At 63.0% G+C, this 12,457-nt stretch carries 14 protein-coding genes; 5 read left to right on the top strand and 9 right to left on the bottom strand.

Going from position 1 to position 12,457, the window contains the following annotated elements:
• Nucleotides 1–22: 22 nt before the first annotated feature.
• Genes Q7V20_RS14110 through Q7V20_RS14095 form a run of 4 tightly spaced genes read right to left on the bottom strand, consistent with a single transcriptional unit; the run spans nucleotide 23 to nucleotide 2,918 of the window.
• Nucleotides 23–292 (bottom strand): BolA family transcriptional regulator, encoded by a 270-nt coding sequence (locus Q7V20_RS14110; RefSeq protein ID WP_304792239.1) that lies wholly within the window; start codon nucleotides 290–292, stop codon nucleotides 23–25.
• A gap of 16 nt (nucleotides 293–308) precedes the next feature.
• Nucleotides 309–950: a septation protein A gene (locus tag Q7V20_RS14105; protein ID WP_304792236.1), complete on the bottom strand. Its 642-nt coding sequence runs from the start codon at nucleotides 948–950 to the stop codon at nucleotides 309–311.
• 31 nt (nucleotides 951–981) lie between these two features.
• Nucleotides 982–1,380 carry a peptide-methionine (R)-S-oxide reductase MsrB gene (gene msrB, locus Q7V20_RS14100; RefSeq protein WP_304792234.1) on the bottom strand — a complete coding sequence of 133 codons (399 nt, stop codon included), beginning with the start codon at nucleotides 1,378–1,380 and terminating at the stop codon, nucleotides 982–984.
• Nucleotides 1,377–2,918: a YdiU family protein gene (locus Q7V20_RS14095; RefSeq protein WP_304792231.1), complete on the bottom strand. Its 1,542-nt coding sequence runs from the start codon at nucleotides 2,916–2,918 to the stop codon at nucleotides 1,377–1,379. Before Q7V20_RS14095 ends, msrB begins: the two co-directional genes overlap by 4 nt.
• Nucleotides 2,919–3,047: 129 nt before the next feature.
• Here Q7V20_RS14095 and Q7V20_RS14090 point away from each other — a divergent pair, with 129 nt between their 5' ends.
• Nucleotides 3,048–3,896 carry an undecaprenyl-diphosphate phosphatase gene (locus Q7V20_RS14090; protein WP_304792228.1) on the top strand — a complete coding sequence of 283 codons (849 nt, stop codon included), beginning with the start codon at nucleotides 3,048–3,050 and terminating at the stop codon, nucleotides 3,894–3,896.
• Complete coding sequence (locus Q7V20_RS14085; protein ID WP_370652474.1) at nucleotides 3,893–4,714, top strand: ferritin-like domain-containing protein; 822 nt, start codon at nucleotides 3,893–3,895, stop codon at nucleotides 4,712–4,714. The genes Q7V20_RS14090 and Q7V20_RS14085 overlap by 4 nt, the downstream gene beginning before the upstream one ends.
• Before the next feature lies 1 nt (nucleotide 4,715).
• Here the strand turns inward: Q7V20_RS14085 and xerD are convergent, their stop codons facing one another.
• The 5 genes from xerD to Q7V20_RS14060 form a co-directional block, all read right to left on the bottom strand.
• On the bottom strand, nucleotides 4,716–5,636 hold the full coding sequence (gene xerD / locus Q7V20_RS14080) for a site-specific tyrosine recombinase XerD (RefSeq protein ID WP_304792225.1): 921 nt from the start codon (nucleotides 5,634–5,636) through the stop codon (nucleotides 4,716–4,718).
• On the bottom strand, nucleotides 5,620–6,258 hold the full coding sequence (locus Q7V20_RS14075; RefSeq protein ID WP_304792222.1) for a chalcone isomerase family protein: 639 nt from the start codon (nucleotides 6,256–6,258) through the stop codon (nucleotides 5,620–5,622). The genes xerD and Q7V20_RS14075 overlap by 17 nt, the downstream gene beginning before the upstream one ends.
• Before the next feature lie 341 nt (nucleotides 6,259–6,599).
• Complete coding sequence (ilvC, locus tag Q7V20_RS14070) at nucleotides 6,600–7,616, bottom strand: ketol-acid reductoisomerase (protein WP_304792220.1); 1,017 nt, start codon at nucleotides 7,614–7,616, stop codon at nucleotides 6,600–6,602.
• Nucleotides 7,617–7,693: 77 nt separating this feature from the next.
• Nucleotides 7,694–8,185, bottom strand: coding sequence for an acetolactate synthase small subunit (ilvN, locus tag Q7V20_RS14065; RefSeq protein WP_304792218.1), 492 nt, complete (start codon nucleotides 8,183–8,185; stop codon nucleotides 7,694–7,696).
• Between the two features lie 173 nt (nucleotides 8,186–8,358).
• Nucleotides 8,359–10,098: an acetolactate synthase 3 catalytic subunit gene (locus Q7V20_RS14060; protein WP_304792215.1), complete on the bottom strand. Its 1,740-nt coding sequence runs from the start codon at nucleotides 10,096–10,098 to the stop codon at nucleotides 8,359–8,361.
• A gap of 262 nt (nucleotides 10,099–10,360) precedes the next feature.
• Here Q7V20_RS14060 and Q7V20_RS14055 point away from each other — a divergent pair, with 262 nt between their 5' ends.
• The 3 genes from Q7V20_RS14055 to Q7V20_RS14045 are packed head-to-tail and all read left to right on the top strand — an operon-like array spanning nucleotide 10,361 to nucleotide 12,413.
• Entirely contained in the window at nucleotides 10,361–10,945 is a 585-nt protein-coding gene (locus Q7V20_RS14055; RefSeq protein ID WP_304792213.1) for an RNA polymerase sigma factor, read from the top strand.
• A 17-nt stretch (nucleotides 10,946–10,962) separates the two neighbouring features.
• Nucleotides 10,963–11,613 carry a DUF3619 family protein gene (locus Q7V20_RS14050; protein WP_370652473.1) on the top strand — a complete coding sequence of 217 codons (651 nt, stop codon included), beginning with the start codon at nucleotides 10,963–10,965 and terminating at the stop codon, nucleotides 11,611–11,613.
• On the top strand, nucleotides 11,610–12,413 hold the full coding sequence (locus Q7V20_RS14045) for a DUF3106 domain-containing protein (protein WP_304792210.1): 804 nt from the start codon (nucleotides 11,610–11,612) through the stop codon (nucleotides 12,411–12,413). The genes Q7V20_RS14050 and Q7V20_RS14045 overlap by 4 nt, the downstream gene beginning before the upstream one ends.
• The last annotated feature ends 44 nt before the right edge of the window (nucleotides 12,414–12,457 follow it).

Genomic DNA, 12,457 nt, shown 5'->3' with positions numbered 1-12,457 from the left:
ATTTTGTGAGGTTGTTTCGTTGTCAGACAGGCTCGGCCTTGATGGCCAGCGCATGGATGCCCTGCGGTATCAAATCGCGAAGGGCATCATACACAAGGCGATGCCGTTGAACGTGTGACAGTCCGTTAAAGCACTGGGCACGCAAATGCACGCTGAAATGCCGTCCAGACTTGGCGCCTTCGTGCCCGGCATGCAGGTGGCTGTCGTCAGTCACGTCGATGCTGAGCGGCTGCAGCGCCAGTGTCAAAGCGGATTGGATCTGTTCGGCGGTCACGCCTTGGAGTGGAGTCATGCTCAAGCCTGAAAGTTCATTTGGCCTTAGCCGTGTCATCGGTCAGCTCGGGCATGTGGCGACTCAGGTACAAACCCTGAGCCAGCATGAACAGCAGCATCAGGCCCGAAGCCCCCCAGACCTTGAAGCTCACCCACTGCTCTTCGGTGAAGTTGTAGACCACGTACAGGTTGAGCACGCCCATGAAGGCGAAGAAGCCGACCCAGGCCCAGCCCAGCTTGAGCCAGACGGCATCGGGCGCGTCGATCTGGCCACCCATCATCTTGTGCAGCACCCGGCGCTTCATGATGATCTCGGCCACCAGAAAGCCCGCGCTCATCAGCCAGTACAGCACCGTGGGCTTCCACTGGAAGAAGATGGCGCTGTGCAGCCACATCGACACGCCGCCCAGCACGATGCCGATGCCCAGGGTGGCCCACAGCATCGTGTCGATCTTGTGGCGCAGGATCTTGAGCACAGCAATCTGGACCACGCCGCAGGCCACCATCACGACGGTGGACAAGAGCATGGGCGCTTCTTTGGCCGCCACCACGCCACCCGACACCATGAAGCCCAGGTACTGGGTCATCCACTCGGCCGCCAGCTCTTTGTGGCCACCGGCCCAGGTGTAGGCGCCAAAGAACAGCAAGAGTGGTAACAGGTCAAAAAAGATCTTCATGGGGAACCGGGTTGAGGGTCAAAGGCGCGGATCAGCGCGGCTCGAAGTCTATCGCGGCGGAGTTGATGCAGAAACGCTCGCCGGTGGGCGCCGGCCCGTCGTCGAACACGTGGCCCAAATGGGCGCCGCAATTGTTGCAGCGCACCTCGACGCGCACCATGCCGTGGCTTTTGTCGACCACGCGCTCAACGCTGCTGTCGTCCACCGCCTGGGAGTAGCTGGGCCAGCCGCAGCCCGCGTCGAACTTGGTGCTTGATTCGAACAGCTTGGCGTTGCAGCAGATGCAGCGATAGGCGCCATCCACGAAGTGGTCCCAATACTGGCCGGTGAAAGCCCGTTCGGTGGCCGCGTGGCGCGTGACTTCGAATTGCATCGGGTCCAACTGGGCACGCCATTCCGCGTCGGACTTCTTGACTTTGTAATCGCTCATGATGAACAGGACACCTCAATGGCTTGAGCCCAGTCGGGCGGGAAATCGGCATCGGCCTCGCAGCCGGGTTGCTCGTCATAGGGGGTTTGCAAGAGCTGATGCAAGCGCCGCACCTCGGAGTCGTCACCGGCCTGAGACAGACGGATCGCTGTTTCGGCCAAATGGTTCCGCAAAACGTAGGCCGGGTTGACGCGGCGCATGCGCGCGCGACGCTCGGCATCCACGCTGTTTTCCAGCTTCAGGCGCTGGGCATAGCGGCGTGCCCAGGCGTCAAAAGCCTCGCGGTTGATGAACAAATCGCGCACGCTGGCGTTGGCGGCGTCATCGGGCGGCAGGCTGCTTTGGTAGTCGGCCAGGCGGCGGAAGGTGATGGTGAAGTCAGTGCGGTGCTCGGCCATCACGGTCAGCAGGTCCACAGCCAGGGCGCCATCGCCCTCCTGCTCGGTGGCCAGGCCCAGCTTGGCGCGCCAGCGCTCGGTCATGGCTTGCGGAAAGCGCTGCTCATAAGACTTGAGCACACTGAGGATGACGTCCTCGTCGCCATCGAACTCGGGGATCACTGGCACCAGGGCCTGAGCCAGGGCGCGCAGGTTCCAGTAGCCAATCTGTGGCTGGTTCTGCCATGAGTAACGCCCTTGATCATCGGAATGGTTGCAGATGTGCTGGGGGTCGAAGCCATCCAGGAAACCGTAGGGGCCGTAGTCAATGGTCAGGCCCAGGATCGACATGTTGTCGGTGTTCATCACGCCATGGCAAAAACCCACCGACTGCCAGGCGGCCATCAGGCGGGCGGTGCTGTCCACCGCGTACTGCAGCAAGGCCACGGTGCGCTGGGGCGCATTGCGCAGTTCGGGCAATTGGTGTTCGATCACGTGGTCCACCAGGGCCTGCAAGACCTCGTGGTGGCCGCCCTCGCCGCTGTGCGCGAAATGCTCGAAGTGGCCGAAGCGGATGAAGCTGGGCGCCACTCGGGTGACCACGGCGGCGGTTTCCATGGTTTCGCGCCGCACGCCTTGCGGCGAGGCGGTCAGGGCCAGAGCGCGGGTGGTGGGGATGCCCAGGGCGTGCATGGCCTCGCTGCACAGGAACTCGCGGATGGACGAGCGCAACACGGCCCGGCCATCGGCCCGGCGCGAATAAGGTGTCGAGCCCGCGCCCTTGAGCTGGAACTCGCGTGTGCCCACCGCCGTTTGCAATTCACCCAACAGCAGTGCGCGGCCATCGCCCAACTGGCCGGCCCACACGCCAAACTGGTGCCCGCTGTAAACCGTGGCCACGGGCTGCATGCCGGGCCATTGCGCATTGCCGGTCAAGACCTGTAAAGGCAGGTCCCCCTCGCGCCAATCGGCGGGCCAGCCCAGCTCGTGCGCCAGCGGGTCGCTCCAGGCCACCCAGCGCGGCTCGGGCAGGGCCTGGGCACTCACGGCCGTGGCCATGGGCGCTTGCAAACGCGTGCGCCACGATTCGCTCAGCTGCGCATAGCGGTTGACCCAGTCGTGGGCTGGCGGGGCGAAAACAGCATCGAGATCAGAAGACATGTGGCGAAGTGTAGACAAGACCCCCCATCCAAGGGTGGGAGTGGGCAATTTCTGGCGATGGGCATGGGGCTTTGAGGCGCTTGCCCTGCCCTAAGATGCCGCTTTGCTTGCAACACAGGACTCGCCGACGTGGATACCTTGCTGTTTTTCAAAGCCGTGTTGATGGGCATCGTCGAGGGGCTGACCGAGTTCCTGCCCATCTCCAGCACCGGGCACCTGATCCTGGCAGGTTCGCTGCTTGATTTTCAATCCAATGTGGGCGCTGACAAGGCCAAGGTGTTCGACATCGCGATCCAGTCGGGCGCCATCTTCGCCATCGTGCTGGTCTACTGGCAGCGTTTGCGCGACACGGTCACCGGCCTGGGGTCCGAGCCCAAAGCCCAGCGCTTTGCGCTCAATGTCATCGTCGGCTTCCTGCCTGCAGCCATCCTGGGCCTGCTGTTCGGCAAGCTCATCAAGACGCATTTGTTCAATGCCCCGGTGGTGGCCAGCGCCTTCATCGTCGGCGGCCTGATCATCTTGTGGGCCGAGCGCCGTGCCACCAAGGCCGGCACCAGCCACTACCGCGTCGAAACCGTGGATGACATGAGCCTGCTGGATGCGCTCAAGGTGGGCTGCATCCAGTGCCTGGGCATGATTCCCGGCACCAGCCGTTCGGGCGCCACCATCATCGGCGGCATGTTCCTGGGCTTGTCGCGCAAGGCTTCTACCGAATTCAGCTTCTTTTTGGGCATCCCCACCCTGGTTGGGGCGGGCCTGTACAGCCTTTACAAGGAACGCGAGCTGCTGTCGGCGGACGACCTGCCGCTGTTCGGCGTCGGCCTGGCGTTTTCCTTCCTTTCCGCGTGGGTGTGCGTGCGCTGGTTGCTGCGCTACGTGGCCACGCACAATTTCGTGCCGTTTGCCTGGTACCGGATCGCGTTCGGGATTTTGGTGCTGGTGTCTGCCCACCAAGGTTGGATCTCGTGGGCTGAATGAACACGCTCCGAACCCAGGCTCTTCAGCTTTTGCTGACCCGTGACCCGAAGGCCAAAGCCGAGGGCGCCATGGGCCTGGACCTGGATGGCCACCTTGGTTCAGCCGAAGTCATGGCTGAGCCCACAGGCATCCCGGGCCGCCCACCTCGCCCGGAGCTGGTGCCTCACACCCAACTCAAGACACGCTCGGTGCGCAACCCGGAGGGCCACGCTGCCCTCATCCACGCGCTCGCCCACATCGAACTCAACGCCATCGATCTGGCGCTTGACCTGGCATGGCGTTTTCCGGGCATGCCCGACGAGTTCTACCAGGATTGGCTGGGGGTGGCCAAAGAAGAGGCCTTGCACTTCAGCCTGCTTCGCGATCACCTGCTGAGCCTTGGCTACGACTACGGCCATTTCCCGGCGCACAACTCACTTTGGGAGATGGCCGAGAAAACCAAGGGCAGTTTGCTGGCCCGCATCGCCCTGGTGCCGCGAACCATGGAAGCCCGGGGGCTCGATGCATCGCCGCCCATCAAGGCCAAGCTGTTGACGATTGACGACCAGCGCGGCGCAGACATCCTGGACATCATCTTGAGGGATGAAATCGGGCACGTGGCCGTGGGCAACAAGTGGTACCGCGTTCTCTGTGCCGATCGGGGCCTTGATCCTCTGTCCACTTATGCAGAGCTGGCAGCGGCTTTCAACGCGCCGCGGCTCAAAGGGCCATTCAACATGGAAGCCCGTCGTGCCGCCGGCTTCGAAGAGGATGAGCTGTACGCGCTGGAACAGTTCTGGACGTCTAAAAGCGAGGCTCCGCCACCGCAGCCGCAGTGAATCAACCCCTCGGATGGTGCTGCGCATGCAGCAAACGCAGCCGCTCTCGCGCCACGTGCGTGTACACCTGGGTGGTCGAGATATCAGCATGCCCCAGAAGCATCTGCACCACGCGCAAATCGGCGCCATGGTTCAGGAGGTGCGTGGCAAAGGCGTGGCGCAAAGTGTGCGGCGACAGCGCCTGGCTGATGCCGGACAGAACCGCATATTTTTTGACCAGCTTCCAGAACATCTGCCGCGTCATGGGCCCGCCGCGCGCGGTGACGAACAAGGCATCGCTGCTCTGGCCGTTCAGGATGAAGGCGCGCGAGTCGATCAGGTAGCGCTGCAGCCACACCCCCGCCTCGGCGCCAAAAGGCACCAGCCGCTCCTTGCTGCCCTTGCCGGTAATGCGCAGCACGCCTTCGTTCAAGCCGACGTGCACGGTCTTGAGTTCGACCAACTCGCTCACGCGCAGGCCACTGGCGTACATCAGCTCCAGCATGGCGCGGTCGCGCAAGCCCAGGGTTTCGTCGGCATCGGGTGCGGCCAACAAGGCCTCCACCTGCTGCTCGGTCAAGGTGCCCGGCGTGCGCAAGCGCTGGCGGGGCGCGTCCATGCGCAGGGTGGGATCCTGCGTGGTGAGGCCTTCGCGCAAGGCCCAGCGGTAGAACCGCCGGAACACGCTCAGACGTCGCCCCACCGAGGTGGGCTTGGACTCGGCGTGGCGATGGAGGGCATAGGCCTGCAGATCCTGCTCTCGGGCCTGTATCAAGGTGGGGGCATTCGCTTGCTTGGCCAGCCAGACGGCCAGCCCCGCCAGATCGCGCCGGTACGCGGCCAGGCTGTTAGCGCTCAGGCCATCTTCCAGCCACAGCGCGTCGATGAAGCGGTGCAGGTGCGGGTCGTCAGACGCCCGCGGCTCGTCAGGCAGCCGAACCACGCAGCAACCCCGCTTTCATTCGCTTGTCCACCGGCCGCTCGCCAATGAAGATCTTCAAGATGGCACGGTAGAAATCGTCGCCAGCGATGGGCTTGGACAAGGCCTTGCCGTTCAGCACCAGCTGCGTGCCCTGGCCTGGCACGAAATCCAGGTCGAGCACATCGCCCGGCCGGAAGGTGCCGATGCTGTCCAGACCGGCGGCCAGCAGCTCGACACGGGCCTTCAGTTGGGCATGGACCTCGGCCGGCTCGTTACGCTGCACGCCCCGACGCATGGACTTGGTCATCTCGGTGCTGGGCGCCTCCAGCATGACCTTCAAGCGCAGGCGCTTGGGGCCTTGCATGGCCAGGATTTGCGAGGGATCCCTGGACGGAGCAGCCAGGTACAGCCCGGCCACAAAAGCCTTGACCCAAGCCACGCCCCGCAGGCCGAGGCCATTGAGGCGCAGGGTGCGGTCAGACAACACCAGGGTGTCGTCAAAACCCTGACCTTCCAGTTTGGCTGCGTGGGCAATTCCGGGCTGCACCGGCACGGGCAAACCGAACGCCCCCGACAACAGCATCAGGGCGGCGGCCACCATCAGTTGCCTCAAGGCCAGGGTGGCAATGCTGCTTGAATTCATGAACCCTCCGCTCGCCTCGAAAGTGGGCGATGGGTGTTCAACGTGGGGACGCACCGCTGCGCCGACAAGGGCGGGTCAACCCGGTGTAAAGCTGCGTAAACCGTTAATCTTGCGGCCATGCTTGATCGTGACAGATTTTGCCCAACGCCGTCATTCCGCTTTGAAACAACCATGCCTTTGACACCTTACCTGCGGTCCACTGAATTCATCGACCACACTCACCCGGCCAAGCATTACCCGGACATCGAGATCACCCAACCAAAGACCTGGCATGCCGTGACATGAAAAAAGCCGCCGGGTTGCCCAGGCGGCTTTTCAATGCAAGCGCTGATCAGTGAAGATCAGTTCTTGGACTGGTCAACCAGCTTGTTCTTGGAGATCCAAGGCATCATCGCGCGCAGTTCGCCGCCCACGGTTTCGATGGGGTGCACGGCGTTCAGGCGACGGCGAGCGGTCATGCTCGGGTAGTTCGTCTTGCCTTCCTGGATGAACATCTTGGCGTATTCACCGGTCTGGATGCGCTTCAGGGCATTGCGCATGGCAGCGCGCGATTGCTCGTTGATCACTTCGGTGCCGGTCACGTACTCGCCGTATTCGGCGTTGTTCGAGATCGAGTAGTTCATGTTGGCGATGCCGCCTTCGTACATGAGGTCAACGATCAGCTTCAGTTCGTGCAGGCACTCGAAGTAGGCCATTTCAGGCGCGTAACCGGCTTCGGTCAGCGTCTCGAAACCCATCTTCACCAGTTCAACGGCGCCACCGCACAACACGGCTTGTTCGCCGAACAGGTCGGTTTCGGTTTCTTCACGGAAGTTGGTCTCGATCACGCCACCCTTGGTGCCGCCGTTGGCCGCCGCGTACGACAGGGCGATGTCCTTGGCCTTGCCGGACTTGTCCTGGTAGATCGCGATCAGGGAAGGCACGCCGCCGCCTTTTTTGTATTCGGAGCGCACGGTGTGGCCGGGGCCCTTGGGGGCGACCATGATCACGTCCAGGTCAGCGCGGGGGATGACCTGGTTGTAGTGCACGTTGAAGCCGTGGGCGAAGGCCAGCACAGCGCCTTGCTTGATGTTGGGCTCGACGTTGTTTTTGTAAACCTCAGGGATGTTCTCGTCAGGCAACAGGATCATGACGACATCGGCGCCCTTGACGGCTTCGTCAACTTCAGCGACCTTGATGCCAGCGGCTTCGACCTTGCCCCAGGAAGCGCCGCCCTTGCGCAGGCCGACCGTGACCTTCACGCCCGAATCCGTCAGGTTTTGGGCGTGGGCGTGGCCTTGCGAGCCGTAGCCGATGATGGCGACATTCTTGCCCTTGATCAGGCTCAGATCCGCGTCCTTGTCGTAATAGACCTTCATGTGTGGTGCTCCGTCAAAAAATCAGTTGAATCGGTTGAATGGGGGTGCTAAAAACAGCTGAGGAAAAGCGGGAAAGTTCAGACGCGCAAGATGCGCTCGCCACGCCCGATCCCGCTGGTCCCGGTGCGCACGGTTTCTAGGATGGCGGCGCGATCAATGGCTTCGATGAAGGCATCGAGCTTCGAGGCGTCGCCTGTCAATTCAATGGTGTAGGTCTTGTCGGTCACGTCGACGATGCGGCCGCGGAAGATGTCGGCCATGCGCTTCATCTCTTCGCGCTCCTTGCCCACGGCGCGCACCTTGATGAGCATCAGCTCACGCTCGGTGAAAGGGCCTTCGGACAGGTCAACGACCTTGACGACTTCGATCAGGCGGTTGAGGTGCTTGGTGATCTGTTCGATCACGTCGTCCGAGCCGCTGGTGACGATGGTCATGCGCGACAGGGAGGCGTCCTCGGTGGTGGCCACGGTCAGGCTCTCGATGTTGTAGCCCCGGGCAGAAAACAAGCCGACCACACGCGACAGCGCGCCGGGTTCGTTTTCAAGCAGCAATGCAATGATGTGTTTCATGTCAGGATCGTCCTTCGCGCTCTTGAGCCAGCGGGCGGTAACCCGATGGCCGTGGCCACGTTGTTCGATGAATCAGGAGTGTTGAAACCCCGGCATCGCTTGAGAAACCGCCCGCGCAGGCACCGGCAAGCACCTGGCTGCGGCCCCCTTGCAAAGGCCGGGAAGATAAAGCCTTACAGGTCTTCGGAACCCAACAGCATCTCGGAAATGCCCTGGCCAGCCTTCACCATCGGCCAGACGTTTTCCGTCGGGTCGGTGCGGATGTCCAGGAACACGGTGCGGTCCTTCAGCTTGATGGCTTCGCGCAAAGCGCCTTCGACGTCACCGGGACGCTCGATCAGCATGCCGACGTGGCCATAGGCCTCGGCCAGCTTCACGAAGTCGGGCAGCGCGTCCATGTAGCTGTGCGAGTAGCGGCTGCCGTAATCCAGCTGCTGCCACTGGCGAACCATGCCCAGGTAGCGGTTGTTCAGCGACAGCACCTTGACCGGGGTCTGGTACTGCAGGCAAGTCGACAGCTCCTGGATGCACATCTGGATCGAGCCTTCACCCGTCACGCAGAACACGTCGGCGTCGGGCTTGGCCAGCTTGATGCCCATGGCGTAAGGCAGGCCCACGCCCATCGTGCCCAGGCCACCGGAGTTGATCCAGCGGCGGGGTTCGTCAAACGGGTAGAACTGCGCGGCGAACATCTGGTGCTGGCCCACGTCGGAGGTGACGTAGCAGTCGGTGCCACGGGTCAGCCTGGCCAGCGTTTCGACCACGAATTGCGGCTTGATGACTTCGTCCGACGTCTTGTACTTCAGGCACTCGCGTTTCTTCCACTCGTTGACCTGGTTCCACCACGTGGCCAGGGCGTTCGGGTCGGCGCGTTGGGTCGATTCCTTGATCTGGGCGATCAGCTCGATCAGCACATCCTTGACATCACCCACGATCGGGATATCGACCTTGACGCGCTTGGAGATCGAGGAAGGATCGATGTCGATGTGGATGATCTTGCGTTCGACCTGGGCGAAGTGCTTGGGGTTGCCGATCACGCGGTCGTCGAAGCGGGCACCCACGGCCAGCACCACGTCGGCGCTTTGCATGGTCATGTTGGCTTCGTAGGTGCCGTGCATGCCCAGCATGCCCAGGAAGGTCTTGTCGGACGCGGGAATGGCGCCTAGCCCCATCAGGGTGCTGGTGGTGGGGTAGCCCAGCAGGTTGACCAGCTCGCGCAGTTCGTTGGCCGCGTTGGCCAAAATCACGCCGCCGCCGGTGTAGATGTAGGGCCGCTTGGCACCCAGGATCAGTTGCACGGCCTTGCGGATCTGCCCGCCATGGCCCTTGCGAACTGGGTTGTACGAGCGCATCTCGACCGTTTCAGGGTAGCTGAACGCGGTCTTGTTGAGCGAGACGTCTTTCGGGACATCGACCACCACGGGGCCAGGGCGGCCGGTGCGGGCAATGTGGAAAGCCTTCTTCAGGGTGACGGCCAAGTCGGCCACATCCTTCACCAGGAAGTTGTGCTTGACGATGGGGCGCGTGATGCCGACGGTGTCGCACTCCTGGAAGGCGTCCAGGCCGATCGCGGGCGTGGGCACCTGACCGGTGATGATCACCATGGGGATCGAGTCCATGTAGGCCGTGGCGATGCCAGTGATGGCATTGGTCACGCCGGGACCAGAGGTGACCAGGGCCACGCCGACGTCGCCGGTGGCGCGTGCGTAGCCGTCAGCAGCGTGGACGGCGGCCTGTTCGTGGCGCACCAGCACGTGCTGGATGGTGTCTTGTTTGTAGAGGGCGTCGTAGATGTACAGAACGGCGCCGCCGGGATAGCCCCACATGTATTTGACACCTTCGGCCTGCAAGCAGCGCACGAGGATGTCAGAACCATTGAGAACTTCAGGCGTGGTGGGAGATGACATGTCCATGATGTAAAAAAGACCTTTCGGATTTTTCTCTAACGAAAAACGATCGGTGCCCCTCCTCAAACAGCATCTGCGGTGACGGATCACCAGCGTGCTCGCCCTTGTGAGGCGGATTTGGAGCCTGCGCGGCCTGCCACCGAAACCAGTTGGGGTGACGATTCAGGCCAGATCGGGATGACGCAAAGACGAACATTATCGCACTGAAAGTGGCCGCCACGGTGCCATAATCCGCCCTCGCCGATCTGGCGCCGCAAGTCTTCGCGTCTTGACCCCCCTGCCCAGTCCCTCCACCTTAGACGAACTCAACAACTTCCTGATAAGTGTTGAGCGCCGCGCATTCAAACGCACCGCCTTTGCCGTGCGTGACGAGGATTCGGCACTGGACATCGTGCAGGACGCGATGATCCGCCTCACGCAAAGCTACGCCGACCGGCCGTCCAACGAATGGCCCATGCTGTTCGCGCGGATCTTGTCCAACGCCACGCTGGATTGGTTCAGGCGCCAAAAAGTGCGCAACGCCGTTTTCCAGAACCTGGGAGACTTCGAGTCATCCTCGGACGACGGCGATGGCGACTTCAACCTGCTGGATTCCCTGAGGATCGACGATCCGGGCACGGAAGGTGCTGAGGACACCGCCAGCCGGGGCGAAACGCTCAAGATCATCGAGGCCGAAGTGGGAAACTTGCCAGCGCGTCAACGGGAAGCCTTCCTGCTGCGTTACTGGGAGGAAATGGACGTCGCTGAAACGGCGGCCGCCATGGGTTGCTCCGAGGGCAGCGTGAAAACGCATTGTTCGCGGGCGGTTCAGGCCTTGTCCAAAGCCCTGCGTGGGCGCGGAATATCCTTGTAAATCAAAGCAGTCGCATCGTGAAAAGTCCAAACACCCCATTGTCGAGCGCGCAGATCGAGGCCATCGAAGCCCGCTTTGCCCTGCGCGTCAGTGCGCGGCTGGATGATTCCGCCAAGGCGCTGCCCCACGACATCACCGAGCGTTTGCGCGTGGCGCGCGAGCAGGCCGTTCGTGCGGCCGTGCTGGCCCGCCCCCAGGTGGCCGTGGTCACCGCCCCCGAATACGCGCCGTCCCGCCAACTGGCCGGGGTGAGCATGGCAGGATCCGGCTCGTCCGGGCAGGCCTCGCTCTCGGGCTGGGGTGACGGCATGCAGCACCGCGACGCAAGCCATGGCCGCAACATGGACGACGGCCCCTTGCCCTGGGGCTGGCGCCTGGCGTCCGCCTTGCCAGCCCTGGCGCTGGTGATGGGTTTGTGGGGCATCCACATCTGGTACCAGTCGGAGAAGGTGCAAGCCGCCTCTGACGTGGACATGGCGCTGCTGACCGACGACTTGCCCCCGGCCGCCTACGCCGACCCTGGTTTTGAAGAGTACCTGCAGACCGAACCGCCGATCAGTGCGGAGCCTGCCTTGGCGGAAACCGACGAGTCGGCCCTGGCCGAGTCAGACGGTGAAGCCAGCGACGAAAGCGAAGGCAGCGACGGCGAGGCTGAGGCGCAGCCATGACGCGAGCCGCGACGGCCTGGGCACTGGCGGTGTTGGGCATGGGCCTGGCCTGCTGCCATCTGAGCATGGCCGCCCCACCGCCCAAGAACACCTCGGCGGCCATCGCCGCCAGCGCCTCATCAGACGGCTCAAACACCTGGGCGGGCCTCAGCGGCCCCCAACGCCGGGCTTTGCAACCCTTGGCCGCCTTGTGGCCGACGATGGAAATCTCCAACAAACAACGCTGGGTGAATGTGGCCAACCGGTTTGGCAGCCTGTCACCCCAGGAACAGCAGCGCATGCAGGAGCGCATGACCCAATGGTCCAAGTTGCCACCGCAGCAGCGCGGTGAAGCGCGCCTGCGCTTTCAGCAAACCCGCCAGTTGTCGCCCGAAGAGCGCCAGAAAAAATGGGCCTCCTACCAAGCCCTGAGCCCTGAAGAACGGGGCGAATTGGCGCAGCAGGCCCGGCGCAAGCAGCAACCCGTGGTGCTGAGCGACAACATGGCCGGCCCCCGCGAGCGGGCGCAACAGGCGTCAAAGCGGCTGCGCGACAACGAATCCACCCGCAAATCCAACTGGGTGCCTGGCGCCACGGCCAATGCCCCGGCACAAGTGGCCGTGGCCCCTTCCCTCATCAAGGCCGGGCGCGGTGCCACCACCACACTGGTCAGCCAACGGCCCACGCCGCCCCTGCACCAGCAAACGGGGCTGCCGAAAATCGCCGCGACCAAGGGGTTCGTGGACCCGGTCACCTTGCTGCCCAAAAAGGGTGCGCAAGGGGCGGCCATGACGACCGTGCCCGCCTCGCAATCGCGCTGACATCTCCCGGGCCTGGGCACATGGCGCCGTGGTGTATTGTTCGC

Source organism: Aquabacterium sp., assembly GCF_030652515.1.
GTDB lineage: Bacteria > Pseudomonadota > Gammaproteobacteria > Burkholderiales > Burkholderiaceae_C > Aquabacterium.
This window is presented reverse-complemented; position numbering and strand designations above follow the sequence as displayed.

What these genes read in the sequence shown, in the direction of transcription:
- Q7V20_RS14045 (WP_304792210.1), top strand. Translation starts at nt 11,610, where the DNA reads ATGACGCGAGCCGCGACGGCCTGGGCACTGGCGGTGTTGGGCATGGGC.
- Q7V20_RS14075 (WP_304792222.1), bottom strand. Translation starts at nt 6,258, where the DNA reads ATGAATTCAAGCAGCATTGCCACCCTGGCCTTGAGGCAACTGATGGTG.
- msrB (WP_304792234.1), bottom strand. Translation starts at nt 1,380, where the DNA reads ATGAGCGATTACAAAGTCAAGAAGTCCGACGCGGAATGGCGTGCCCAG.
- Q7V20_RS14085 (WP_370652474.1), top strand. Translation starts at nt 3,893, where the DNA reads ATGAACACGCTCCGAACCCAGGCTCTTCAGCTTTTGCTGACCCGTGAC.
- ilvC (WP_304792220.1), bottom strand. Translation starts at nt 7,616, where the DNA reads ATGAAGGTCTATTACGACAAGGACGCGGATCTGAGCCTGATCAAGGGC.
- ilvN (WP_304792218.1), bottom strand. Translation starts at nt 8,185, where the DNA reads ATGAAACACATCATTGCATTGCTGCTTGAAAACGAACCCGGCGCGCTG.
- Q7V20_RS14105 (WP_304792236.1), bottom strand. Translation starts at nt 950, where the DNA reads ATGAAGATCTTTTTTGACCTGTTACCACTCTTGCTGTTCTTTGGCGCC.
- Q7V20_RS14095 (WP_304792231.1), bottom strand. Translation starts at nt 2,918, where the DNA reads ATGTCTTCTGATCTCGATGCTGTTTTCGCCCCGCCAGCCCACGACTGG.
- Q7V20_RS14110 (WP_304792239.1), bottom strand. Translation starts at nt 292, where the DNA reads ATGACTCCACTCCAAGGCGTGACCGCCGAACAGATCCAATCCGCTTTG.
- Q7V20_RS14060 (WP_304792215.1), bottom strand. Translation starts at nt 10,098, where the DNA reads ATGGACATGTCATCTCCCACCACGCCTGAAGTTCTCAATGGTTCTGAC.